We start from the raw sequence: 24,702 nt of genomic DNA, 5'->3' as shown, positions 1-24,702 counted from the left end.
ATTGATAGGGGAACCCTCCCCGCAGATTGTCATTTTAAAAACAATCAATAACCCATCATCAGCTATGAAACAAATCTTAACGAGTCTGGTCTTTCTTTTAACGCTTACCTACGGATATGGCCAAGAGCGAAAAACCGTAAGCGGGTACATCAAAGATGCTTCTGACGGCGAAAGCCTCATTGGCGTATCGGTCTACGTGCGCGAGATTGGCAACGGAACCGTCACCAACGATTACGGTTACTATGCGCTCAATCTGCCGACTGGAACATACACCTTGGTTTTCAATTACATCGGTTACGAAAAAATCGAAAAGAAAATTGAGCTTACCGCCGACTTAAAACTGAATCTTGAACTCAAAGATGAAAGCCTCAAACTTCAGGAAGTAGTTGTCAAGGCCACAAAAGAGGACGAGAACGTCAAAAACATTGAAATGTCGGTCAATAAGGTGGAAATGAAGACCATCCGCCAAATGCCCGCCTTGCTGGGTGAGGTAGATTTAGTGCGCAGTATTCAGTTGTTGCCAGGGGTGACAAGCGTAGGAGAGGGGGCGAGTGGTTTTAACGTTCGCGGGGGCAATATTGACCAAAACTTAGTTTTGTTGGATGAAGCCCCCGTCTTTAATTCTTCCCATTTGTTTGGCTTTTTCTCGGTTTTTAATCCCGATGCCATCAAAGACGTCAAGTTGGTGAAAGGAGGGATTCCTGCACAATACGGTGGACGTATTTCCTCTATTCTGGATGTGAGGCTCAAAGAAGGGAATTCAAAAAAGACAGAAATTAACGGCGGCGTGGGCACAATCTTTTCTCGGTTGAGTTATGAACGGCCTTTTGCCAAAGGAAAAGGCTCGTTTATTGTGGCGGGTCGTCGGTCGTATATTGATGTGTTGGCCAAGCCATTTTTGAGCGGAGATTTGAAAGGGTCGCGGTTTTATTTCTATGACTTTACGGCCAAAGCCAATTATCGGATTGACGACAAAAACACTGTTTATGCTTCTGGTTATTTTGGCCGCGATGTGTTTGGGGCTGACTTCGGTTTTGATTGGGGAAACCAAACTGCCACGGCCCGTTGGAACCACGTTTTCAACAACAAACTTTTCATGAATTTTACCACGTTTTATTCGAACTATGACTACGGATTGGAATCAGACCGCAACAATACGAGCAAAACGGGCGATAAATTCAAGTGGAATTCAAACATTCAGACGTGGAGCCTTAAACCTGATTTTACGTATTACTTGACGCCAAACAATACGGTTACGTTTGGGGGGCAATACATCAACTATACTTCAAAGCCCGGAACGGCATTGGCGATTTCGAGCGGGGAATCACGCAATATCAGCCTCGATGCGCGCTACGCCGATGAATCGGCGCTGTACATTGGCAATGAACAAAAAGTAAACGATTGGTTATCGTTTCAGTACGGAATTCGTTATTCGCATTTTAGAAATCTGGGCCCTGGAACAAACTTTGAATTTCAGGAAATCGTCAAAGGAGAACGTAAAATTCCCGTTTCAGAAACCAAATATGAAACGGGCGTAATCAATGAATACGGAAATTGGGAGCCGCGTTTTTCGACAAAAATTGAACTTTCGCCCTCGACTTCTATCAAAGCCAGTTATAACCGCACTGTGCAATATTTGCATCTATTGTCCAACACCGCCGCAAGCTCGCCGTTGGATGTGTGGACGTTAAGCTCAAAAATCATAAAGCCTCAAATTGCCGACCAAGTGGCGTTGGGGTGGTTCCAAAATTTTCAGGACAATACCTACGAAGCTTCCGTAGAGGTGTATTATAAAGACCTCCAAAACCAAATTGATTATGTTCGTAATTCGGATTTGTTGCTCAATAAATACCTCGAAGGTGATTTGCTCTTCGGCAATGGTCGGGCCTATGGAGCAGAATTTTACGTAAAGAAAAATCGTGGCAAACTAACGGGTTGGATGAGCTATACGTTGGCGCGTACAGAACGAAAGATAGAAGGAATTAATAACAACGGCTGGTTTCCCGCCCGTTTTGATAAAACCCACAATCTTTCGGTGGTAGGTTTATACCAACTGAATGAGCGTTGGAGTTTCTCGACCAATTTTGCCTTCAACACGGGTACGCCAGCTTCTTTCCCGACCAATCGCTTTGAATGGGGAGGGTGGGCATTGCCGCAAAATGTAAATGATTCGCGCAATGCTTCGCGGATTCCTTCCTATCACCGTTTGGATTTTGGTGCTACGCTCAAATCCAAGAAAAAGCTCTTTGGAAAAGGGCAAGGGGAATGGGTTTTCAGCGTGTATAACGCGTACAACCGTCGGAATCCGTTCTCAACTTATGTACAGCAAAATGAAGACAATAACCTTCAAACCGAGGCAGTACGTTATTCCATCATTGGTAGTGTGATTCCAGCGGTTACTTATAATTTTAAATTCTGATCATTGATTTTTGACAAGATATACATGCTATGAAAAAAATATTCGCCCAATTATTCATTTTGTCGCTGACTCTTGGTGCCTTGACAAGCTGTGAAGATGTAGTAGACTTAGATATACCCTCTGGAGACCCGCAGTTGGTGGTAGATGGTTGGGTAACCAATCAAGCCACCGAGCATACCATTCGCCTGACAGAATCAGCTCCTTACTTTGACAATAGCCCCGCCAAGCCAGTACTAAATGCTACCGTTATTGTTACCGACGACAAAGGCAAAGTTTTTACATTTAAAGACCTCAAAAACAACGGGTACTATGTGTGGAAACCCGCTTCGGCAAGCGATTCGCTAGGGCGCATCGGAGGCACGTATACGCTCAATGTTAAATTTGGTACGGAAGAATATCGGGCTACGACCAAACTCAATCGCGTACCCAAGATTGATTCAATGACTTATTTTTTTGATAAACTTCCCGTTGCACCCACCGATGGCTCGCCCCAAGAAGGCTATAAGCCCGAGTTTTTTGCGCGTGACCCTACGGGCGCGGGAGATTGTTATTGGATAAAATCATACCGAAACGGTAAGTATTACAATAGTGCAAGCAACATCTCAACGGCTTTTGATGCAGCGTTTAGTCCTGGTGCCAACAGCGACGGCTTGATTTTTATTCTTCCGATTCGCCAATCGGTGGTGCCTCAGATAGAGTTTGCGCTTGAGAAAGATACGATTAAAGTAGAGCTGCTAAGCGTGTCGTTGGAAGCGTATTACTTTCTCAATCAAGTACGTATGGAATCTACCAATGGCGGGCTTTTTGCCACGCCACCTTCCAATATTTTTACTAACGTTACCAATGTCAACCCCAATGGGCGCAAGGCGCTGGGCTTTTTTGGAGCGTCGGGGGTCAGTACTTTTCAGACCGTGATTGATGCCAAAAAAGCCAAGCCAAAGAATGGGTAAAATTACACGATGAATTTCGTTGGTTTTGTATATTTGTTCCGTGCAAAACCATCCCAAACTTGTGTTGGGCGGTGACTTCCCAAAACCTGACGGATTTGCATGACTATTTCTTTCCTGCAAAATCTGTCAGGTTTTTCACGTTATAGCGTAAGCGTATGCCCAAACGAATTATTTTAGCTCTTGTCGCCGCAACCCCCGTTTTTGCCTATTTTATATATTTACTTCGCTTCAGTATTCCATTTCCCAACGAGGATGACCTTCCCGTGATTTTTGGGTTTATTAATCATGCCTTCCCCTTTGATGACCAATCTTTGAAGCTTTTTTTTACGCCATTTCGTGAGCATGTCATATTACCAGCTAAAATAATTGCCTATTTACAGGTTATAATCAGTGGTTGTGTCAATCTCAAAACCATGGTTGTGGTCGGCAATCTTTGTTGGGTTCGGGTGGCATGGTTGCTTTATAAGAATTTGAAAGAAGCCAAAATACCTTCCCTATACTTTTTGCCAGTTCTTTTTATCCTATTTCAACTCCAATTTACCGAAACGGCACTGTGGCCAATGGCCGTCTGGTCAAACATGGTGGTGATTTGGCTTGCCTTTGAATCTATTCATCTGTTGATAAATAATGAGCAAAAGGTAAGTCGTTGGCGTTTTACATTGGCCTTTCTTTGTGCCGGAGGGGCGACTTTTTCCAATGGAAATGGGCTGTTAAGTATACTTATTGGCCTAGTAGTTTTAATTGTGCAACGAGCATCTCTAGCACGGATGGCGCTGTGGTCCCTTTTGGGAGTTATTTTTTTAGGAGGTTACTGGTGGGCAAAATCTTTTGGGATGCCCGATGAAACATACGGCATTCAAACCAACCCTGTACAGTGGCTTTTGGGGATTTGCCTGTTTATTGGAGGCTACGGAGATTTTATTTCGGGAAGTTTTAAATGGGTAGCGGCTGGTTTAGGAGCCGCGATGGTGATGGTTTTGTTTTTAAGCAATTTTAAAGCTATTCAACAATCACGATATTGGACGTCACCGACCTTTAAGCTAACGGTTTATGCGTTGTTCGCGTTAATGACTGCGGCGGCAGTGGCTCTTTTGCGTACTGAGCCAGTGGGCGCTGATGCTGCGTTGCTGGGGCGTTATCGGCATTATTCTGCCTTGCTGGTGGGGATTGGATACCTTATTTTACTTATTCAATTACAAAATAATAAAGTCATTCTTCATCGACTCTTTCTTATGTTTTTAGGAGTCAGCATGGGTATTTGGGGATTATCGTATTACCGTGATTGGGGCTACCGCTACATGGACTATCAGAAATTTTGGGCAGATACTTACAACATGCAACATAATAACCTGCTGTACTTGAACTGGAAATCACAAAACGGTTTGCCCGAAATCTATCAAACTTCGCAGTCCCAAAATATAGTTTGCCAAACGGATTCTCCTTTGGTGGATGTTGCGATGCTGAAAACAGATTCATTGCAGCCTTTTATTCCAACCACGCTAGAATGGGAAACTGTTTCGGAAGATGCTGCCCGGTGTAGACGCGTAGCTACCGTAAAAACCGACACGCTCAGGTTTCAACTGAACCAAGGAGAGGCTTGGTTGTGGATGCTGAAAAATAACCGACACTTCTACTTTATTTCGGCCACGGCCACCAAAACCAATCCGATTCAGTTCTTAACCAAACAGGAGTATTTTAAACCGGGTTTTGCGGGGGAGGTTGCCGCCTGTTTTCTTGAACCTGGAACCTACCAACTATTTTTGGTAAATGCACGAAGAGGACAAATGCCACGGGTATTTCGGACCAATCGCTTGGTAGAAAGCGGTCAATAATATTCCAACTTAAATTACTTTTCCTTCTTCCAAACGCAACGTTTGGGTAACGCAACTCGGGATTTCGTGGGCGTAATGCGATACGTAGATGAGGGTGCGCTCGGGCGTATCACAAATGACGTCAACGACTTCTTTGAAATGTTCGACTGCCGCAAAATCCAATCCCTGACAAGGCTCGTCCAGAATTAAAAGGGGCGGGTTTTTGACCAAGGCACGGGCCAAAAGCACCAATCGTTGTTGTCCTTTCGAAATATTTTTAAACGGTTTTTCGACAAATGCGTTTACATTCAGCCATTCGGCCACCACGTGCGTGCGCTGAATCTGCTCCTCAGTCAACTTTCTGAAATAAACCCCCGTAGCATCAAAGAACCCTGATGCAATGGCCTTAAAAACAGTGGTTTCTTGCGGAAAATACAAATGTAATTCGGGCGAAACGTGGCCTATTTTGCTCTTTACATCCCACATCGAAGCACCACCACGTTTGACGTCAAAAAGATCATAGTCGTTGGCAAAACGCTGAGGGTTGTCGGCGGTAAGGATGCTCAGTAGCGTTGATTTCCCTGAACCGTTAGGCCCCACCAAAGCCCATTTTTCTCCTTTTTTGATCTTCCAATCTACGTTTATCAAAACTTTCTTACTACCATAAGTTACGTTGATATTTCGCAGATGAACAGCTGATTCAAAATCCAGACGGACCGATTCTGGATTTTTGTCACCCTGTAAGGGTCTATATTTTGCCTGTAAATCCGTACCTAACATCTTACTGGATGCATCATCAGTAGACGCACCGCCCGAAGTCACACCCACTATTTTTCCTTCTTTCAATTCCAGCACATTCGTCACGCTTTCAGGAATTTCGACCGAAGACGTTACCAGAATGACCAAAATTTCCTCGTGTTTTAATTGCTTCAATGCCTCGCGCAAGACATCGCGCGAGTGTACATCCAAGCCCGCAAAAGGATTATCTAACAACAACAGTTTAGGTTTTTTGAGCAACGACCGGGTGAGCATCATCCGCCGAGTTTCGCCATTAGAAAGCGTGACAAAAGGGCGGTCGAGCAGGTGCTCAATGGAAAGCAGGCGGGCGGTTTTTAGTAAATCTTCTTCCGAAACAGTCGATTCGGGTAATTGTACCGAATGCTCATCTACCGTACCAACGGGTTTGAGTTGATTGGTCAATACTTCCCGTACGGTAGGTGCTATTTCAGCTTCAAAGCTGTGGAAACGCTGTTGATAATATTGGGCAGCCGAAGCTACGATTCGATTAAATGAATAATCGGAAGGGACCAGCTCGGCAACTTTTGAAAGCAGCACTTCTCCGTACGAATGAGCAAGTTTCCCCCGCCAAATGGGCCATTTCCCCGCGAGCACTTCCAATAAAGTAGTTTTTCCACTGCCGTTTTCGCCCACAATAGCCCATTGTTCGCCGGGGAGAATTTGGAAATCTAACTCAGAAAGTATCACGGTGTCGTAACGACGAACAAAGGCGTTTTGAAGAGAAATGAGCATGAGGAAAAACGGTAATTAACGGTCAAAATTAGGGCAAATAGTTGATTTTGTTGCCAATAATTTTGCAGGAATTGAATTATTGGGCTGACAAATAACCCAACTTCCGTAAAGCTTTATTTTTTATATTTGGGGAGTCATTCTGCGTGCATAATAAACCTTAACCAACTCAATGGAACCAATCTTTGCCACCGACCGTACTCGGGAGTTATTGCCAAAAATCAAAGTATTTATTGAAAAAGAGCTGTATCCGCTCGAAACTCCCGAATACCTCGCCCATGATTTTTCGCACGTAGAGCCTATTTTGCAGCAGAAACGTCAGCTCGTAAAACAAGCAGGACTTTGGGGATTACATTTGCCCGAAGAAGATGGTGGCCTGAACCTGACGCTGTGTGAATTTGGACAAATTAGCGAAGTGCTGGCAAGTTCGCCGTTCGGGCATTTTGTATTTAATACGCAAGCTCCCGACATCGGAAATACCGAACTCATGCACAAATACGCGCCCCAACACCTCAAAGAGCGTTATTTAAAGCCACTGATGAACGGCAAAATTCGGAGTTGTTTCAGCATGACCGAGCCTGAATTTGCGGGTTCTAATCCTACTCGGATGGGAACAACGGCGGTAAAAGACGGCAACGATTATGTCATCAACGGCCATAAATGGTTTACCAGTTCGGCCGACGGTGCAGCGTTTGCCGTGGTCATGGCCGTGACCAATCCAGAAGCCGCGCCGCACAAACGCGCCAGTCAGATTTTGGTGCCGATGGAAACCCCAGGGGTGAAATTGGTACGAAATATTCCCATCATGGGCCACGCGGGCGATAGTTGGGCGAGTCATGCAGAGATGCTGTACGAAAACGTGCGTGTACCTCAGGCCAACCTGATTGGTGCTGAAGGAGCAGGGTTTCTATTGGCACAAGAACGCCTCGGCCCTGGGCGGATTCATCACTGTATGCGGTTTATTGGTATTGCCGAGCGTAGCTTTGACCTGATGTGCCGTTATGCGGTCAGTCGGGAATTAGAAGAAGGGAAAGTGCTGGGCGACACGCAGTTTATTCAGGGATTCATTGCCGAAAGTCGGGCCGAGATAGATGCGGCCCGGTTGCTGGTTTTGCGGACGGCACATAATATTGACCAATTCGGTGCGGCATCTGTGCGGGATGAGATTTCGATGATTAAGTTTTTTACGGCCAATATGATGTTGCGCGTCATTGACCGCTCCATTCAAACCCACGGCGGGCTGGGTATGACCAGCGATATTTTACTTTCGTATTGGTACGCCCACGAGCGGGCCGCCCGTATTTACGACGGTGCCGACGAAGTACATAAATCGGCTCTGGCGCGAAGTATTCTGAAAGGGTATGGACTGGACGTAAGAAGAAAAAAATAAGATATTCACTCAAAGACGCAAAGAAACCCTGCGTCTTTGAGTAAATTAAAAATAACTATTTGATTCTGAACGTGGCGTTCATGCGGTAGCTGTATTTAATCTTTTGGTATTCAAGGGCTTCGCCTCCTTCGGGTGCAGCATCGGCGGCCATCATGCGCACGTTGTATTGCGCCTGTTTGTACATCGGATATACGCTGCCTTCTTCCACTTCGTGAATTTCGAGGACTTCGCCCAATTTCTCACCAATGGATTCTAGCAAATAACCCGCTTTTTCTTTGGCTGCTTTGAGCGCATTGACTTTGACCTGCCGACGAAATTCCTCTTTTTTGGAATGCTCCACGCGGCTCATGTTGACGTACTCTACACCCCGGTCGTCCACTTTTGACATTAGCTCATTGATGTTATTGGCATTTGAAAGTTTTAGTTGAAACTGCTTTCCTGCCAGAAAATGTTGAGGTTTTTTCTTGCCAGTCCATTCACGGTAACCCGTTACGCCGCTGATGCTAAGATTTTCTTTGGGCAAACCAGCGCTTTTTACAGCTTCAATGAGTTGTTTTTCAAGGGTTTCAAGAACAATTTTGTCTTTTTGATTTTTTTCGTCTTTGAAATATTCCTTCAACGAAATGGTAAAATACAGTTCGTCGGGAACGACCTCCAATTCGGCGGTGCCCGTTACTTCGATTTTTTTGATGGGGTCTTTTTCCACGGCTGTAGTAGTTTGGGCAAAAGTAGCGGCACTTGCAGCAAGCAACAAGGCACTTAATACGAATCGTTTCATGGTTGTAATTATAATTTGTTTGTGGGCTATCAACGAAGAATGGGGTTAGAATCTTGCCTTGATTTTTGTTAATACTTCCTAACGTTTCAAAACCATCTTAACGGTTTTTTGTACGGGGCCCGCCATCAAACGGGCGTAATACGCACCTTCGCTCAGGAATTGTCCATTGAATTTAACAGAATACGTGCCTATTTCCTGAGGTTTGTTCACCACCAACGCCCCCACGCGCGTGCCGTGCGAATCGTACACATAGAGCGACACCTCGGTGGCTTCGGTAAGTCGGTACCGAATGTCTATCTGTTGGTTGAATGGATTGGGGAAAACTTCTAACAACTCGTCTGATTCAGTGGCGGGTGTTTCCGTAGTTTCAGGCTCGGCCTCTTCTTTTTCTTCTTCGGCGGCCGCAACGGCTTCCGTAGGCTCTTCGTGGGGAGTAATTGGAGCCTGTAATTGCGAAGCCAAAGGTAAAATCGGCTTGGGGGCTTCTTCCACCACTTCTACCGCCCGTTGCGTGGTGGATATACTTACCACATCGGTTGGTTTACTTTCATTATGAAGTCGGTTAAACGCACTGACGGTGTAGTTGTATTTGGTGCCGGGGGTGACTTGTAAATCGGTGAAGGTAAACGTGTTTTTTCCTGCTTCGTTTACCACAATGGCCCGAATGGATAGCCCCGTTCGGAGGTCGATGGAGGCTTTGTTAATGCTTCTGTAGACAACGAAATACCGGGCTTTGTCGCGCTCCGAAGTGGGCGTATAAGGATAAGACCACGTTAAGGTAATGGTGTTGTTATCGTTGAGTTCTGTTTCGAGGTCAGTAGGTACGGGCGGAGGCGTTGTGCTTTTCCAAGGCATGGCTGGAACAAGCGCTGGAGATTGATACACTTCTTGACAGAGAATATCGCACAACTGATTTGGGTTGTTGCGAAGGGTTTTGGCGCTGAAAAGAATACTTCCGTGCACATTGGCAAAGGTTCGGTTAAAGCGTATTTGATTAGAAACCTCCATGGGTCTACGCCAGTTGGCATCGCTGTTGACTTTGTACACTCCGTGGCCAATGTAAAGGTGTTGCTCCGATACATTTTCGCTCCACCAAGGCACCAAATGCGTATAATTGGCTGACCCGTTGCCCATGCTCCAATACACCTGCGGAGCAATATAGTCTACCCAGCCTTCTTGTATCCATTTGCGGGCATCGGCAAAATTTCCAGAATAAGCTTCAAAACCGCGAGAGTTTGAGCCTTCTGCTGAGCTGCTGCGGTTTTTCCAAATACCAAAAGGAGATACCCCAAATTTGACCCAAGGCTTTACTCTTCTCAGGCTGTCGGCGACAGATTCAATGAGCAAGTTAACATTGTCGCGACGCCAGTCGGCGCGGTTGGTAAACCCGCGATTGTGCTCCGCAAAAGTAGCGTTGTCGTTGAGTGTGACGCCCGTTTGGGGGTAAGGATAAAAATAATCATCGAAATGAATGCCGTCTACGTCGTAGCGGCGTACTACGTCCATGACCACACGGGTCACAAACGAGCGCACTTCGGGGCGGCCCGGGTCCAGAATCCGTAACGGGCCGTAAGATAGCAGTACATCAGGCCGGACTTTGGCAACGTGATTGGAAGCGAGCGAAGCCGTACGGATATCCGTCACGGCACGATAGGGGTTCATCCACGCGTGGATTTCGAGATTACGTTTGCGACATTCTTGTATCATAAACGCCAGTGGGTCATAACCGGGCGATTGTCCCTGCTGTCCCGTAAGCCATTCGGACCAAGGTTCTAGCTTGCTTTCGTAAACTGCATCACAGGCATTGCGTATCTGAAAAAACACGGCGTTGAGTCCGCGTCGTTGAATCATATCCAGCAAATCAATCAATTCTTGTTGTTGTTGGGCGGCAGAAAGCCCTTTGGTGGAAGGCCAGTCCACGTTTCCGACATTGGCAATCCACACCCCCCTAAATTCACGCTTGGGTTGTGCGAAAAGAGAAAAGCTAACCAAAAGGAGAAATAGAAGATTTTTCAAGGGCATTGTTCCTTTATCCACAATTGAAAATCAATCAACCCCCAATACAAAGTGGAGTTGTAAAACAACGTAATGAAATACACGCACAAAAGTAACGTCAATATTCCAAAAATTGTACTTGACTGCTGAATCAAAGTTACAAATACAATGCCAGAGGGGCGGGGATACGATATGCTTTTGTAGTCAAATGGCTATTTTATACAGGTTGGAGTTATATCTTCTCTTTGGAAACTAAACTTTGTATCAACCGAAAGCGGATGTCTAAAATCTTAGAATTTCGGATGGATGTAGAAATACTTGAACCAAAAGAGTTACGCCAAAAAATAGCCGAGACACTGCGCAGTGCCTCGGCTATGTATGTGTGTTCTGACGAGTATTAATTCTCGTCCGGCGACATATACCGCACAGGATGCCAGGTATTGTTGCGTGGGTTGATGTCGGGTAATTGAGAGTCGGGGTCGATGATGACGGATTTCAAGGGGTTTTTGGTAGCCGCTTTGAAGGTCCAGGTGCTGCCGCGTTGCCAAACTTCTACGGGAAGCGTAATGCGGGTCTTTTTGCCACCGGCTTCTTCTAGTTCTAGGATGGTGGGCATGGCCCATTGCTCAAGGTTTTCGATGGTAATGACCGAGCCTTTGGAGGGCGTTTGCTCCACGTATTGAACTTCTTTTACGCCTTGGTCCAGTTTATAATTTTCGTAAAACCAGCCTTTCCAGTACCAACCTAGGTCTTCGCCAGCGGCATCTTCGATGGTTCGGAAGAAGTCATAAGGCGTGGGGTGTTTGAAAGCCCAGCGTTTTACGTATTGTTTGAAAGCATAATCAAATCGGTCGCGACCCAGTACCACTTCACGTAGGAGCTTAAGCCCGATCGCGGGTTTATAGTACGCATCCCAGCCCAAATTGGTCGCTTTGATGACATCTGGCACGGTCAGGATAGGGTCCGCACCATCCCGGAATAGCGTAGGCGCAAGGTTCTGCATATCATCTAGGCGGTCGCGGTTGTATTCACCATCGTTGAAGGCCTCGGTCGAAAGCATATTGATAAAGGTATTAAATCCTTCATCCATCCACGCAAATTTACGTTCGTTGTTGCCCACAATCATCGGAAACCAAGTATGTCCGAATTCGTGGTCTGTTACGCCCCAAAGTGATTCTTTTTTGTCGTTGTGTGCGCAAAAAACAATGCCTGGGTATTCCATGCCGCCCACGATGCCCGCCACGTTGGTGGCCACGGGATAAGGAAATTCCATGAGGTATTTGGAATAAAATTCCAGACAACCTTTCACGTATTCTGTCGAGCGGCCCCAACCATCGTTACCGTCGTTTTCGGCGGTGTACAATGATTGTGCGATAGCGGGTTTACCGCTAGGTAAGTTCATTTTGGCGGCATCCCACACAAAGGCGCGGGATGTAGCCCAGGCTACGTCGCGGGCGTTTTGGCAACGGAATTTCCATGTAATCATGCCCGAATCTTTGGGGCGTGATTTTTTCTCTTTTATTTCTTTCGCGCTGCGAATCATCACGGTTTTGTCGCTTTTGCGGGCTTCTTCCATGCGTTTGATTTGCTCTGAGGTCATTACGTCCGACGGGTTGAGCAGTTCTCCTGAGCCGCCCACAATGTGGTCCCAAGGTACGGTTACACTGTATTCATAGTCGCCGTAATTGAGGTAAAACTCACCCGCGCCAATGTACGGAAGTACGTTCCAACCTTCAATGTCGTCAAATACGCACATGCGGGGGTACCATTGGGCGATTTCGTAAATCGTGCCGTTTTTGGTGTCCAGTTTTCCCATGCGGTCGGAGGCATACGTGGGAATTTTGAAAGAATAACTCACTTTTATTTTCAGCACATCGCCCGTGGGCTTTACCGCGTCGGAGAGGCGAATTTGCATACGGGTATCGTCGATGACAAAATCGGCAGGGGCATATTTCCCCTTTCCTTGCTGAATGCTCACCGCACTGATGGTATAGCCGCCTTCAAAACCCATATTGCCGTAGCGACCGCCGTTGAGGGGGGTGGTTTTACCGCTGCGCGAATTGTCGTTGAAAGCATTTTGGTCAAGTTGCAGCCACACAAAAGGTAGCGCTTCGGGGCTGTTGTTGGTATAAGTGATTTCTACTTCACCTGCAATGGTGTTGGCGGCTTCGTCGAGGGTGACGGCGATTTTATAATCGGCGCGGTTTTGCCAATAGCGAGGGCCTGGCGCGCCGCTACCCGTACGGGACTCGTTGGCAGGTTGGTAATTAAACAAGGGATTGAACAATACGTGCGCGTCGTATTTGGTAGTGGGGTTTTGAGCTTGCGCCAACGCCACAAGACTTACCAGAAATAAAAAACTAAGTTGACGAAACATTATAAATGAATTTATGATGTGCATGGGCCGATGCGTTGTTTTTTTCTATCCTGAAAATACCCGATAGAAAATGAGTCATCGAAACTTCTACAGAATGAATTTGCTGAAAAACGAAGGTAAGGCAGAATTGTTGTAAAAAGTAAAAACAGAACCATAATCAACAAAATCAGGCGTATTTTCACCCAATTTGGAGGAGAAATGAATCTGTGAGGGTAAAGATTGGTTTATTGGATATCATGTCTTAAATCGACAATCATAACTAACAATGGCTCTCAATAAAATTCCCGTCAATCTTATCACTGGTTTTTTGGGCGTTGGCAAAACAACGGCGCTGCAAAATATTCTTAAACGCAAGCCTGCCGATGAGCGTTGGGCCGTCATTATCAATGAATTTGGGGCGGTTTCAATCGACCATACGCCGTTTGCGGGAGCAGATGAAAATGGTTTGGTGGTCAAAGAGGTAGCGGGTGGATGTATTTGTTGCACGGCCAATTTGCCGATGCAAATGACGCTCACGTTGGTACTACGTCAAGTAAAACCTCACCGTATTTTGATTGAACCGACGGGTATGGGGCATCCTGAGGCAATTTTGGATATGCTGCGCGGAAAGTTTTTGAAAGATGTGCTTGACATTCGAGCTACGGTCTGCTTGGTAGACCCGCGTCAGTGGGACAATGAAGATTATCGGGAACACGAAACGTTTATTGACCAAATTACCTTGGCCGATGTGCTCATTGCTAACAAGGTTGATTTGGCGGGCGAGGCGCTAACGCAGGATTTTCTGGAATGGGGCAAGGCGCTTTTTCCGCCTAAAATTTTAATCGGGGCCGTAGAGCACGGTGACATTGACCCCAACTGGCTCAATATTGAGCCTTTCCCAAATCGAAAAGCCCTGCATCCTCATGCGCACGAACACGAGCATCACCACCACCATCATTCGGAAGAATTGCCAATTCCTGAAGTAGGCAAGCCGCTTATGCGGGAAAGTCACGGGTTGGGACGGTATAGCTGTGGATGGGTGTTCTCACCCGATGAAGTTTTTGAATTGCCCAAACTGAAAGCATGGGTTGCTTCCCTACAAAACGTAGAACGCGTAAAAGGCGCTTTCAGAACGGGTGTGGATTGGGTGTTGATCAATGCCGTACGCGGAGAGTTTACGATTGAATACTTAGCTTACCGCCGCGACAGCCGTGTAGAGTGTATTTCGGCTAATCCATTGCCGTGGAAGACGCTGGAGGATGGCCTAAAAGGGTGTCTCCTGAATGTTTCAGAAATGAAAACCGTCTAAAATTGTGAAAGAAAAAGGTTGGATTGTAATTGCAGCCGTTTTGTCTGCTTTGGCAGTGTATTTACTGTATGCGTTCTTCCAACCGATTTATACTTACTCCTTGCTCGACCTGCGCTATGATGCGCATCAATACGCCAAGGCCTATGACTATTTCAAAGGCTTTACCGTAAATTATGAAGTGTCATTCCCGTTCAATACGCGAATTTTGATGCCGTGGCTGGCGGCTCATTTGCCTATTAATGAACTAGTTACGAATTTTGTTTGGCTCAATGGGGTCTTTATCTTGGCGACCATTGCGCTGTTGACTTGGATTTGGTTAAAACTCAACATTAGGTTTTTTTGGATTGCAATTGCCCTTTTCTGGATTTTATTTCATTGGAAAGGCCTCGTAAGGATGTATTTGCCCGACCCCGTGACGGCGGATGTAGGCGGGTATTTTTTGCTGACGTCTTTTTTAGCGCTTTTACTTCTTGAAGAAAAGAAACTTTCGAAGGCTTGGCTCAATTGCATGTTTATTTTAATCGCTGTTTTGGGTACACTTCAAAAGGAGGCCTTTATCGCCGTTTTAGGAATGACAGTCTTGCTTACTAGGAAGAATTCAGATACCGCTGGCATCACAAAACCACTGCTTTTATCTTTTTGCTTTTCTTTGGCTATTTACTGCCTTGTTGTTTTCTTCTTTCCTGCTGCCTCTACCGACTGGCGAAATAACTCTATTGTCAGTGTTTTACGAGGAATGAAGCGTTATGCCGAGCATCCCGATTTATTTTTGAGCGTACCAGTCAGTTGGTTTTTGGCGTACGGAACATTTTGGTTCGCTTTCATTTCAACTCCTAACCCCTCGCCTAATGTCTTATTTCTACTAACTTCTCGTGTATCACTCCTCGCTCCTCACTTCTTCCTTTGGCTTTTTCTCAGCGTTTTTGGTGGGGGCGATACAGCGCGAATTTTGTACAACGCAATGCCGTTTGTTCTGACTTTTTTGTTGCTGAAACTGAACCGGCTCCCTACCTGGACGGGCGGGTATGTGCTACTTACATCGTTGCCATTGATGCGATTGTTTCAATTAGAACCCGATTTGGGGCGCTACCCAAACGAGATGCCGCAATGGTGTGTTGAATGTTGGTCGATGACCGAAAGTTGGGGGTATTGGGTGTATGCCATCGCTGTTTTAGCGGGCTATTACTACCTTTCGCGTCGTTTTGGAGCCATCGGTTCCGATGAGTCGAACGAAGTAAATGCCTTGCGCTAACCTACTTACATCAAAAGAAGTTTCTGTTGTTACTTGAGTAACTGGTTGACTTTTAACAATTTGTCCGTTGATGGTGATTATTTCTAATTGCCCCGTTACAGGAACTTGTGCGTAGAGAAAGTTTGAGGTTGGATTGGGATAAACGATTAATTCCAGTGTTTCGACGGGAGGATTGACTTTGGGCGAAGTGTTTTTTAAGTACTTGATGCCGCCTGTGTTGCTACCGATGAGTAATTCGGGAAGTTGGTCGCCATCTAAATCTCCAACGGCGGGAAAGAGTCCTGCTCCTATTCTTAAAAACGCTGTTTTTCCTGCAAATTCGTTAAAAATCAGATTGGTATCACTCTTTAACGTTGCGTCGGGCGTGGTGAAATTTTGGTATACCCGCAATCGTCCCAACAAATCTCCCAGAATAAGTTCAGGCTTTCGGTCGCCGTTGAGGTCGGCTACGGCCATCCCTTGTGAACGTTTGTTGAAATCCACATCCAAACCACCAAACACATTCGTTTTGAGTTCATACACTGGCGCAAGGGTACTTCCCGTGTTTCGATGAAATTCTACATTGCCCGAGTTTTTACTGACCAGCACATCCAATTTTCCGTCTTGGTCAATATCATAGTAAAGCAAATTTTCGCCGTTGGAGAAGTTGGCTGGATTGGGAAGTTTGCTCAAACGGGTGGTGTCGAGTTGCATCGCTGCTCCTCGGGGGGCTTTGTTGGGCACAAATCGAATGTCCATGCCTTTAAAAGTATTGGCCCAAAAGCCCAAATCAAGTGTTCCGTCGCCGTTTAGGTCGGCAAAAAACGGCTTGGTATTGACTGGCATGAGGTTTTCTTTGCTAAAAAGTTGGTTGCTCAGGTTCAGAAAATCGGTGCTAACCCACTCAAACTGAGCTTGGGTGGCCGTCCCCGTATTTCGATATAACTGAAGACTTGACCGATAGCCAGTTTGCGTACGCGCCCCCCCATAACCTACCACTAAATCTAAGTCGCCGTCGCCGTCAATATCGGCAAGGGCAGGTGTGGCGTTTTCTCCTAAATCAATCATCCCGTCCTGCAAAAAATCGGGTTGACTATACACAAAGTTGGGCTTTGACGCCGTGCCTTCGTTGCGGTAAAACCAATTGGATTGCCGTAAATTGATGAGTGAGTTGCTAGTAATATCCGTGCTACTCGGCGAGGCTACCAAATCCTGAATCCCGTCGCCGTCCAAATCTTCGATGTAGGCCGAAGGAAAAATGGGGTAGTTAATGGGGGCTTGGGCTGGAAAATTTGATTGTACACTGCCAATCAGTGCCGCCATGCCGTTGCCACCTACGTTTTTGAGCAACGTCACGTTGTTGCAGGCCACGTGGCCATGTAAAATATCCTTGCGGCCATCGCCGTCTATATCGCCAACCCAAAGGGTATTGCCCGCGTGCTGAATTTTGGCGTTTGACAAAGGCCCGCCCAATGCTTCGCTGAGGGTGGCAGCGTTTGTGCGTACTTGTTCTGGAGCTTGCACTTCTGTGTCAGCGGGTTCCAGATTGAGTTCATATTTGTCGCACGAAGACGTAGCCGCAAAACGGCCCCAATTGGTGGTTACTTTTCGGAAGACAAACGGCTGCGTGCTGTTTTGCTCTTTGCTTAAATTTTGGTGTAGTTCCAAAGAAGCGCCCGTAAAATCGAAGGTAAGAATGTCGATATCGCCATCATCGTCGACGTCGGTAATAGCCGGTAAATCGGTGGACGGAACGTACAGATTGATGTTTCTAGAAAACCCCTGCGTCAGAAGTGGGTCGGCCACAAGCGACCAGGAAAAACCATCAGCGGCGGGAATATTGCGGAAAACACGAATACCCGCCACCGTACTGGTAAACAAATCTTTGCGGCCATCGCGGTCATAATCGACCAGTAGCATCCAATACAGCATATTGGACGGGAATTTTGCTTCGTATTGGGGAGCGTGTTGCCAAGTGATTGCGTTGGCTTGGCGAACGGCCAAAAAAGTAGATACCTGCTGATTGCCACGGTCGAAGATGACCAAATCTTCCGTGCCGTCGTCGTTGAGGTGCATTTTTGAGAATTGGGCACTGTTAAGGCCGCCCGCCCAAGGGTTGAGGATGGGGGCGTTGTTTTTGAGAACTTTAGCGGAGTTATCCCAACGAAATGAAAACGTTTGACCAAACGATTTAAAACCAATCAGCGCGCAAATGAAGCAAAGGCTCAGCGGCACAGACCAGCGCAGAAAACCACGTAGAATCATCTTAGAATGTATAATCTGCCTCATTCGCATTCAATTTTTTCTATAATAAACCGTTCTAAACAAAAAACGTTTTTATGTTCCAAAAAGTGTTCGTCCTGTGGGCCAAAACTGGGCTTGTTTGCGTATTTTTTCTCTTTTCATATTCTTCTGTTGCGCAACAAAAATACCATAATCTGGTCTTGGAAGGCGGCGGTATTCGCGGTATTGCTTATTGTGGAGCGATTCAAGAATTGGAGCAACGCGGACTTTTGAAAGACATTCGCCGTGTGGGCGGCACGTCGGCAGGAGCCATTCAGGCGTCGTTGCTGGCGGTGGGCTATTCGGCGGCAGAGTTGACCGAGTTGGTTTCGGAAATGAAAATTCAATCCTTTAACGATGGGCAATACATTTTTGTGGGTGGCACACAGCGTTTGATTGAGCGTTTTGGTTGGTATAAGGGAGACGCTTTTCGTAAGTGGATAGCCCAGAAGATTGAACAAAAAACGGGTGCTACCCATTTGACTTTTGGTCAATTGCACGCGCTTACCCAACGAGATAGTTGCTACAAAGACTTGTATGTGACGGTAACGAACCTGACCAAACAAAAGTCGATGGTGCTTTCGTACGAGAAGTTCCCCGACTTGGTCATTGCCGATGCCGTGCGGGCCTCGATGTCGATTCCGTTGTATTATTGCGCCGTGTTTATGGATAGTACGGGTCGATTTCATCAACGCCCGCCGCGCACGATTCCTGCCGATGTGTTGGTCGATGGCGGCTTGTTGATGAATTATCCCATCGGGCTTTTTGACCAAAACCGTTATTTAAGCACCCCGCAGCCTAATCTGACGCCAGAAACGCCCGTTTTCAACGCCGAAACCTTGGGGTTGAGGCTTGAAAGTGCCGAGCAAATCAAAGCCGATACCCAAAATTTTGAGTTGGCGTCTTATCCCATTCGCAGTTTCAAAACTTACATGGGTGCCTTCTATACTTTGGTGTCTGAGGCGGCCAACCGCTACAATTTTCGCCCCGAAGATTTAAAACGGACCATTTCGATTGATTTTCAGAACATTGGGGCTAAAGTGCGAAAGCTCTCAGAGGCCGAGAAAAATGTGCTGATTGGGAGCGGGAAAAAATGCGTGGGTGATTTTTGCGCTCCTTCGACCGTCGTTTCACAAAACTGATTTCAGTTCATCCAGATGCTGTACGTCGTAGGTAGGTTGTTGGTCAAAAACCAATTTCTTGGGGTTATAAAAGGCGGCGTCCATCCCAAAACGTAATGCACCTAGAATGTCCGCTTGCCAATTGTCACCAATCATTAGACTTTCGTGGGGTTGTGCATCGGCGGCTTGTAAGGCATACGCAAAAATCTGTGCGTCAGGTTTTTTTGCTCCCGCTTTTTCATTGGTCACCACCTGTTGAAAATAATGATGAATGCCCGAACTTTGCATTTTAGACGCCTGAATGGAATCAAAACCGTTGGTGACGATGTGGAGTTGGTAATCTTTGCTTGCACAATACTCCAACAGCTCAACGGCTCCGTCGAGCAAGTGCGATTTTTGCGGAAGTAATTTTAAATATTCTTCGCCCAAAGCGCTGCCAAAAGCTACATTTTTAACGTTCAGGGCTTCAAAAACCAGCCGAAAACGGTGCTCACGAATATAACTATGGGCAATACGGCCATGATCAAAATCGTCCCACAGTTTTGTGTTGATTTCGAGGAATGCCCGCACAAAATCACCCAGCGACATCACCCCGTGATTGATGAGTTCAAAGCCGTGGTAAATATCGGTCAATGATTCGGCCGAATTGCGCTCAAAATCCCACAGCGTGTGGTCAAGATCAAAAAATAGGTGTTTGTATTTTGGCATTGAATAACGAGTTTTGTGCAAATCTACAAACAAGAATGACGTCTGTTCTCATCCTCTCCGAAATCTTCATTTATCCCGTAAAATCGTTGGGGGCAATTCGCCTCACGCACGCTCAGGTGGAAGAGCGCGGCTTGCGCTACGACCGCCGCTGGTTGATTATTGACGATAACAACCGCTTTGTAACCCAGCGCAGCCACCCAAACATGGCGCTGATTGAGGTGACCCTGACGGACATTGGTTTGCAGTTGCGCCATCGCTCGCGGGATTTGAGTGCGCTCATCGTTCCTTTTCAGCCCGAAACTTTTGATTTAGTAACGGTGACCGTGTGGGATGACCAAATAGAGGCCGTCATCGTCAATGATGCTTCAAACCGTTGGTTGAGCGAAGCACTCGGTTTTTCGGCGCGTTTGGTGTATCTACCCGATACTTCGCCCCGTCTTGCTGATTCTAATTATGCCCCTTTCGATGCTAATGTGAGCTTTGCCGATGGGTTTCCGTTTTTGGTCATTGGACAATCTTCGTTAGATGATTTAAACACTCGCCTGCCCGAACCAGTTTCTATGATACGGTTTCGCCCCAATCTGGTTTTTGAAGGAGGAATACCTTATGACGAAGACCAATGGTACGAGTTTACGATTGGTAAGTTGACATTTTTTGGGGTAAAACCCTGCGCACGTTGTATTCTGACCACCGTTGACCCTGAAAAAGGTGAAATCGTAGGGAAAGAACCGCTCAAAACGCTGTCGACGTACCGCAAGCGTAACAACAAGATTTTCTTTGGACAAAATGTAATGACCAATCAGAGTGGAGTTTTAAAGATTGGTGACGAGATACAAGTAGTGAGCCGCAAATCACGGCAAACGATGAGTGAATAAAAAAAGGCAGAAGGTTTTGCAGTAAAGGTGTAGTCGGTTTCTCAAAACCGACTGAGGGGTTTCTCAAAACCCCATGTAACGAAAAGTATGAAAAAAACAGCAGCCATTATCGGGGCAGGCATTGCAGGCATCGCCTCCGCCATTCGTTTGGCCAACAAAGGCTACGACGTTCACGTTTTTGAAGCCAACAGCTATCCAGGTGGCAAATTGTCGAGTTTTGAAGTGAAAGGCTACCGATTCGACGCGGGGCCATCATTGTTTACTTTACCTCATTTGGTGGAAGAGTTGTTTGAGATTTCGGGCAAAAATCCGAAAGCGTATTTTGACTATATTCGCTTAGACGAAGCCTGTCGCTATTTCTGGGACGATGGTGTGCGCCTTGCCGCCCACGCCAATCAACGGGCGTTTGCGCAAGAGATAGAAGAAAAATTGGGTGAACCGTCGGTGCATGTTTTGGCCCATTTAAAAGATAGTGCCGTCAAATACAACGTCACCGAAAAGTTGTTTTTGCACCGTTCATTGCACAAAATTAGCACCTATTTCAACCGCGATGCGTTCAAAGGCTACGCCAATATGCACCGCTTGGATGCCTTTACGACCATGAACAGCGCCAACGAACGGCGTTTTCAAAATCCGCGCGTGGTGCAGCTTTTCAATCGATATGCTACTTACAACGGCTCAGATCCCTACCAAACCCCCGCCACAATGAATATTATTCCGCATTTGGAATACAACATCGGCGCGTTTTTTCCAAAAAAAGGAATGGTGGATATTACGGAAAGTTTGGTCAAACTAGCTGAAGAGTTGGGCGTAAAATTTTATTATAATACGAAAATTACGAAACTGGAAACGCAGGAAAATCGGGTTACTAAACTGATTTTTGACGCAAATACTCCCGCACCTGACTCTTACGACATTGTTGTTTCCAACATGGACGTGGTAAATACCTTCCGCAAATTGCTCCCCGAAGCCAAACAGCCCGAACGTATTTTGCGGCAACCCAAATCAAGTTCAGCGCTGATTTTTTATTGGGGTGTTAAGAAAAGCTTTGCTGAATTGGGCTTGCATAATATCTTTTTTTCGAATGATTATCGCGCCGAATTTGAGCATTTGTTCCAACAAAAAACGTTGTATTCTGACCCAACCGTTTATATAAATATTACATCAAAACACAAACCCGATGATGCCCCTCAAGGCGGCGAAAACTGGTTTATTCTGGTCAATGCGCCTAATAATGAAGGGCAAGACTGGGAAGCGCTGATTGAACAAAGTCGCCAAGACGTACTCAGGAAAGTATCACACAATTTAGGTGTAAACATCGCAGATTTTATCGAATGTGAAGAAATCCTAGACCCGCGCAGCATTGAATTCAAAACGTCAAGTTCACAGGGAGCGTTGTATGGCAACAGTTCCAACAACCGCTTTGCGGCGTTTTTGCGTCATGCCAATTTTTCTCGGGAATTTAAAAACCTTTACTTTGTCGGAGGTAGCGTTCATCCCGGTGGCGGCATTCCACTGGCTATCCTATCGGCGAAGATTGCGACAGATTTGATTGATTCTTAGAGTTAATCTATTTTAGGTGCGGTTTTTGCTGGTGAAAGCAAGGGTGATTTTCAATTAACCACAGAGAAACTGAGTGACACAGAGAGGGTGTTTTGATTCTAACATAAATGCGGCAAGGTTACCATTTAAAAGATTTTTTACACAAAAAAATAAGAGAGATGAGATACACGAAAATGCTCCTCGTGTGCCTCTGTTTCTCCGTGGTTTGCTATTCAACCATTATTCGGGGGCAACAACTGCCTCAATATTCTCAATACCTCCAAAACAACTTTTTGCTCAATCCAGCCCTGGCGGGCATTGAAAGCTATGCCGATGCCAAAATAGGTTATCGGCAGCAATGGGTGGGCTTGGAGGATGCGCCGCGAACATTATACATGACGGCGCATTTGCCCATCGGAAATCCTGATTTTGAAGTAGCGCCTGCTTCGCCGCGATTCAGCTACGGGCGTCAGCGAGGGCCGATTTTGCCAGATGCTCACGGCGGGGCGGGTGTTTCGCTCATTCGTGACCAAACAGGCCCTTGGACACGGTTTTCGATGAGTGTTTCGGGGGCGTATCATTATCCTTTGAACGACGAATGGCAGGTAAGTGCTGGTCTTGCAGCGGGCGTTACCCAGCACACGCTTGATTTTGACCGCATTCGCTTGGCCAACCCTTTGGACCCTGTTGTGTCGGTGGGCAAAGTCAATACATTTCGGCCCGATTTGCACGCGGGGCTGTGGGTGTATTCCACCGACTTTTTTGCGGGTTTTTCGGTGCAGCAAGTATTGGGTAGAAAATTGCGATTTCGTTCTACGAGTTACGATTGGCAGGGACAACTCGTTCCGCATTATTTCCTCACAGCAGGCTATCGACTACCCATCACCGATGAATGGGACTTTACGCCTTCGGTGCTGTTTAAAAAATCGGCCAAAGCACCCATGTCTTGGGATTTGAATTTCAAATTCAGCTACTTAAATCAGCTGTGGTTTGGCATGTCTTACCGGAAAAGCGATGCATTTTTGGGGTGGGTGGGCACGCGCGTGGCGCAGAAATTTACGGTCAGCTACACCTACGAATATGTCCTTTCTTCCCTTCAATCTCGTGCTCAAGGCTCGCACGAAATTACGCTGGGGCTTACGTTAGGAAGGAGTAGCCATTATTCGTCACCGCGAGTTTTTTGGTAGGCAAGAATATACAGGCAACGGTTTTTTGTAAAAGTAGTGTATTCGGTAATAAATTTGGCGAGCCGCTGAGCGACTTATATCTTTAAAAAGATCCCAATCGGAAGCTGGAAACAAAGTAGGTGATGACGTAAGTACTTTTCCGTTTAAGGCCCGTTCATCGCCGCTAAATGTTTCCCATTCTTCTTTCCATTCCGCACGGCCCCGAAACTCATCCCGATGAATCACGCAATTATTGTCCAAGTCGATGATTTCATATTCTAGTTCCGCATTTTTCTCCCGCTTTCGATAGTTTGTTGTGAGCGTTCCTTTGACGGGTTCCATCACGTCCACCACGGTGGTATCGTTGATTTTTTTCGTGCCGACTTTGTATTTCGTGCTACTTTCAACGGTAGCATCTGTGCTGCCAGTCGACTCTCTTAGCCAGGATTGACCGGTAAAATAAATCCGAAGTACGTGGTGGGAGGGAAGGCTGTCCTCTTGAGCAGCGGCTGGATTTTGAAAACGGACTAATTCGTGCGGGGAGCGGTTTCCGAAGAATTCTTCGTCCAATCGTTCCTGTAAATACTCATATTCAGACTCTGAAAGGCGTTCGTCTTCAGTTAATGGCTCAATTACTATCCGTAAAACGGCGTATTCCTTGGCCGAAATGAGGATGTCATCAATGTCTTTGTAGCTTTGAGAAAGCTGTTTTACCTTCAAAAAATGGTTGACGGCTTCTTCGGCAAGTGCCCGATTATCTTTGTGTTTAAAAGCGTCCAAGCCTGTTTGATAGCGTTCGTCGGCGGCCAGTGTTTTTACTTTTTCAATAATCTCTGCGTAGGAATTTGGGGGTGAATTGAGCAATTCAAGGCAAGCTTTACATTTTGTTAAGGCCTCTTGATTTTTTTGTAGTTGCTGGTACTGATACAAAACACTTTCCCATTTGAAGGGCTGATTTTCGGCTATGTACCGTTGAATGTTGCTTTGGTATATGCGTTCAGTTTCTTTGTGAGCGGCCATAAATACTTTTTGGGCTTTTGTGTCACTTGAGTGTCGCTTTAGGCGATTGGCCGAAACCCGTAATGCTTGGTCGTATTTACCCTTTTGTAAAGCTTTTTCTCCTCTTGCACAGCCATATAGTATGAAAATCAATAAGGGTAAGAGTAAATGTATTTGTTTCATGGCATTACGATTTTCTGGCTCAATCATAACGTTATGTCGTGAATTTTTGTACGTAATTT

18 protein-coding genes are annotated in these 24,702 nt (G+C 46.2%); 11 read left to right on the top strand and 7 right to left on the bottom strand.

Annotated features, from left to right (window positions below):
- Positions 1 to 64: 64 nt before the first annotated feature.
- The 3 genes from NCI00_RS17505 to NCI00_RS17495 all read left to right on the top strand — a co-directional run bounded on the left by NCI00_RS17505 (position 65) and on the right by NCI00_RS17495 (position 5,201).
- Entirely contained in the window at positions 65 to 2,419 is a 2,355-nt protein-coding gene (locus tag NCI00_RS17505) for a TonB-dependent receptor (protein ID WP_253529649.1), read from the top strand.
- A gap of 29 nt (positions 2,420 to 2,448) precedes the next feature.
- On the top strand, positions 2,449 to 3,369 hold the full coding sequence (locus NCI00_RS17500; protein WP_253529646.1) for a DUF4249 domain-containing protein: 921 nt from the start codon (positions 2,449 to 2,451) through the stop codon (positions 3,367 to 3,369).
- Positions 3,370 to 3,524: 155 nt separating this feature from the next.
- On the top strand, positions 3,525 to 5,201 hold the full coding sequence (locus NCI00_RS17495; RefSeq protein WP_253529644.1) for a hypothetical protein: 1,677 nt from the start codon (positions 3,525 to 3,527) through the stop codon (positions 5,199 to 5,201).
- A 9-nt stretch (positions 5,202 to 5,210) separates the two neighbouring features.
- Here NCI00_RS17495 and NCI00_RS17490 read toward each other — a convergent pair whose 3' ends face one another.
- Positions 5,211 to 6,710, bottom strand: coding sequence for an ATP-binding cassette domain-containing protein (locus tag NCI00_RS17490; protein WP_253529642.1), 1,500 nt, complete (start codon positions 6,708 to 6,710; stop codon positions 5,211 to 5,213).
- A gap of 169 nt (positions 6,711 to 6,879) precedes the next feature.
- Between NCI00_RS17490 and NCI00_RS17485 the strand changes: the two genes are divergently transcribed.
- A complete protein-coding gene (locus NCI00_RS17485) occupies positions 6,880 to 8,097 on the top strand; it encodes an acyl-CoA dehydrogenase family protein (protein WP_253529639.1) in 1,218 nt (405 codons plus the stop codon).
- Between the two features lie 55 nt (positions 8,098 to 8,152).
- On the opposite strand, the gene NCI00_RS17480 is transcribed toward NCI00_RS17485, so the two are convergent.
- Positions 8,153 to 8,875, bottom strand: coding sequence for an SIMPL domain-containing protein (locus tag NCI00_RS17480; RefSeq protein WP_253529638.1), 723 nt, complete (start codon positions 8,873 to 8,875; stop codon positions 8,153 to 8,155).
- Positions 8,876 to 8,953: 78 nt separating this feature from the next.
- Positions 8,954 to 10,891 (bottom strand): family 10 glycosylhydrolase, encoded by a 1,938-nt coding sequence (locus tag NCI00_RS17475; RefSeq protein WP_253529637.1) that lies wholly within the window; start codon positions 10,889 to 10,891, stop codon positions 8,954 to 8,956.
- Between the two features lie 257 nt (positions 10,892 to 11,148).
- On the opposite strand from NCI00_RS17475, the gene NCI00_RS17470 reads away from it, so the two are divergent.
- On the top strand, positions 11,149 to 11,271 hold the full coding sequence (locus NCI00_RS17470) for a WCX domain-containing protein (protein WP_253529636.1): 123 nt from the start codon (positions 11,149 to 11,151) through the stop codon (positions 11,269 to 11,271).
- Here NCI00_RS17470 and NCI00_RS17465 read toward each other — a convergent pair.
- Complete coding sequence (locus NCI00_RS17465) at positions 11,268 to 13,247, bottom strand: M1 family metallopeptidase (RefSeq protein WP_253529635.1); 1,980 nt, start codon at positions 13,245 to 13,247, stop codon at positions 11,268 to 11,270. The genes NCI00_RS17470 and NCI00_RS17465 overlap by 4 nt on opposite strands.
- A 265-nt stretch (positions 13,248 to 13,512) precedes the next feature.
- Here NCI00_RS17465 and NCI00_RS17460 point away from each other — a divergent pair, with 265 nt between their 5' ends.
- Both NCI00_RS17460 and NCI00_RS17455 read left to right on the top strand, forming a co-directional pair.
- On the top strand, positions 13,513 to 14,535 hold the full coding sequence (locus tag NCI00_RS17460; protein WP_253529634.1) for a CobW family GTP-binding protein: 1,023 nt from the start codon (positions 13,513 to 13,515) through the stop codon (positions 14,533 to 14,535).
- 4 nt (positions 14,536 to 14,539) lie between these two features.
- A complete protein-coding gene (locus NCI00_RS17455; RefSeq protein ID WP_253529633.1) occupies positions 14,540 to 15,787 on the top strand; it encodes a hypothetical protein in 1,248 nt (415 codons plus the stop codon).
- Here the strand turns inward: NCI00_RS17455 and NCI00_RS17450 are convergent.
- Positions 15,707 to 18,055 (bottom strand): T9SS type A sorting domain-containing protein, encoded by a 2,349-nt coding sequence (locus NCI00_RS17450; protein WP_253529632.1) that lies wholly within the window; start codon positions 18,053 to 18,055, stop codon positions 15,707 to 15,709. The two genes, NCI00_RS17455 and NCI00_RS17450, sit on opposite strands and share 81 nt — an antisense overlap.
- Before the next feature lie 50 nt (positions 18,056 to 18,105).
- Between NCI00_RS17450 and NCI00_RS17445 the strand changes: the two genes are divergently transcribed.
- Positions 18,106 to 19,191, top strand: coding sequence for a patatin-like phospholipase family protein (locus tag NCI00_RS17445; protein ID WP_253529631.1), 1,086 nt, complete (start codon positions 18,106 to 18,108; stop codon positions 19,189 to 19,191).
- Here the strand turns inward: NCI00_RS17445 and NCI00_RS17440 are convergent.
- A complete protein-coding gene (locus tag NCI00_RS17440; RefSeq protein ID WP_253529628.1) occupies positions 19,180 to 19,878 on the bottom strand; it encodes a YjjG family noncanonical pyrimidine nucleotidase in 699 nt (232 codons plus the stop codon). The genes NCI00_RS17445 and NCI00_RS17440 overlap by 12 nt on opposite strands.
- A gap of 35 nt (positions 19,879 to 19,913) precedes the next feature.
- Here NCI00_RS17440 and NCI00_RS17435 point away from each other — a divergent pair, with 35 nt between their 5' ends.
- From NCI00_RS17435 to NCI00_RS17425, 3 genes are all read left to right on the top strand, one after another.
- Positions 19,914 to 20,753: an MOSC domain-containing protein gene (locus NCI00_RS17435; protein WP_253529625.1), complete on the top strand. Its 840-nt coding sequence runs from the start codon at positions 19,914 to 19,916 to the stop codon at positions 20,751 to 20,753.
- 87 nt (positions 20,754 to 20,840) lie between these two features.
- Positions 20,841 to 22,316: a 1-hydroxycarotenoid 3,4-desaturase CrtD gene (crtD, locus tag NCI00_RS17430; protein ID WP_253529622.1), complete on the top strand. Its 1,476-nt coding sequence runs from the start codon at positions 20,841 to 20,843 to the stop codon at positions 22,314 to 22,316.
- A gap of 158 nt (positions 22,317 to 22,474) precedes the next feature.
- On the top strand, positions 22,475 to 23,482 hold the full coding sequence (locus NCI00_RS17425) for a PorP/SprF family type IX secretion system membrane protein (RefSeq protein ID WP_253529621.1): 1,008 nt from the start codon (positions 22,475 to 22,477) through the stop codon (positions 23,480 to 23,482).
- On the opposite strand, the gene NCI00_RS17420 is transcribed toward NCI00_RS17425, so the two are convergent.
- Complete coding sequence (locus NCI00_RS17420; RefSeq protein WP_253529620.1) at positions 23,462 to 24,643, bottom strand: hypothetical protein; 1,182 nt, start codon at positions 24,641 to 24,643, stop codon at positions 23,462 to 23,464. The two genes, NCI00_RS17425 and NCI00_RS17420, sit on opposite strands and share 21 nt — an antisense overlap.
- Positions 24,644 to 24,702 lie beyond the last annotated feature (59 nt).

Source organism: Runella salmonicolor, assembly GCF_024158025.1.
GTDB lineage: Bacteria > Bacteroidota > Bacteroidia > Cytophagales > Spirosomataceae > Runella > Runella salmonicolor.
Note: the sequence above shows the minus strand (reverse complement) of the source record. Positions and strands in the feature narration are given on the sequence as shown.

What these genes read in the sequence shown, in the direction of transcription:
- NCI00_RS17505 (WP_253529649.1), top strand. Translation starts at nt 65, where the DNA reads ATGAAACAAATCTTAACGAGTCTGGTCTTTCTTTTAACGCTTACCTAC.
- NCI00_RS17500 (WP_253529646.1), top strand. Translation starts at nt 2,449, where the DNA reads ATGAAAAAAATATTCGCCCAATTATTCATTTTGTCGCTGACTCTTGGT.
- NCI00_RS17495 (WP_253529644.1), top strand. Translation starts at nt 3,525, where the DNA reads ATGCCCAAACGAATTATTTTAGCTCTTGTCGCCGCAACCCCCGTTTTT.
- NCI00_RS17490 (WP_253529642.1), bottom strand. Translation starts at nt 6,710, where the DNA reads ATGCTCATTTCTCTTCAAAACGCCTTTGTTCGTCGTTACGACACCGTG.
- NCI00_RS17485 (WP_253529639.1), top strand. Translation starts at nt 6,880, where the DNA reads ATGGAACCAATCTTTGCCACCGACCGTACTCGGGAGTTATTGCCAAAA.
- NCI00_RS17480 (WP_253529638.1), bottom strand. Translation starts at nt 8,875, where the DNA reads ATGAAACGATTCGTATTAAGTGCCTTGTTGCTTGCTGCAAGTGCCGCT.
- NCI00_RS17470 (WP_253529636.1), top strand. Translation starts at nt 11,149, where the DNA reads ATGTCTAAAATCTTAGAATTTCGGATGGATGTAGAAATACTTGAACCA.
- NCI00_RS17465 (WP_253529635.1), bottom strand. Translation starts at nt 13,247, where the DNA reads ATGTTTCGTCAACTTAGTTTTTTATTTCTGGTAAGTCTTGTGGCGTTG.
- NCI00_RS17460 (WP_253529634.1), top strand. Translation starts at nt 13,513, where the DNA reads ATGGCTCTCAATAAAATTCCCGTCAATCTTATCACTGGTTTTTTGGGC.
- NCI00_RS17450 (WP_253529632.1), bottom strand. Translation starts at nt 18,055, where the DNA reads ATGAGGCAGATTATACATTCTAAGATGATTCTACGTGGTTTTCTGCGC.
- NCI00_RS17445 (WP_253529631.1), top strand. Translation starts at nt 18,106, where the DNA reads ATGTTCCAAAAAGTGTTCGTCCTGTGGGCCAAAACTGGGCTTGTTTGC.
- NCI00_RS17440 (WP_253529628.1), bottom strand. Translation starts at nt 19,878, where the DNA reads ATGCCAAAATACAAACACCTATTTTTTGATCTTGACCACACGCTGTGG.
- NCI00_RS17435 (WP_253529625.1), top strand. Translation starts at nt 19,914, where the DNA reads ATGACGTCTGTTCTCATCCTCTCCGAAATCTTCATTTATCCCGTAAAA.
- crtD (WP_253529622.1), top strand. Translation starts at nt 20,841, where the DNA reads ATGAAAAAAACAGCAGCCATTATCGGGGCAGGCATTGCAGGCATCGCC.
- NCI00_RS17425 (WP_253529621.1), top strand. Translation starts at nt 22,475, where the DNA reads ATGAGATACACGAAAATGCTCCTCGTGTGCCTCTGTTTCTCCGTGGTT.
- NCI00_RS17420 (WP_253529620.1), bottom strand. Translation starts at nt 24,643, where the DNA reads ATGAAACAAATACATTTACTCTTACCCTTATTGATTTTCATACTATAT.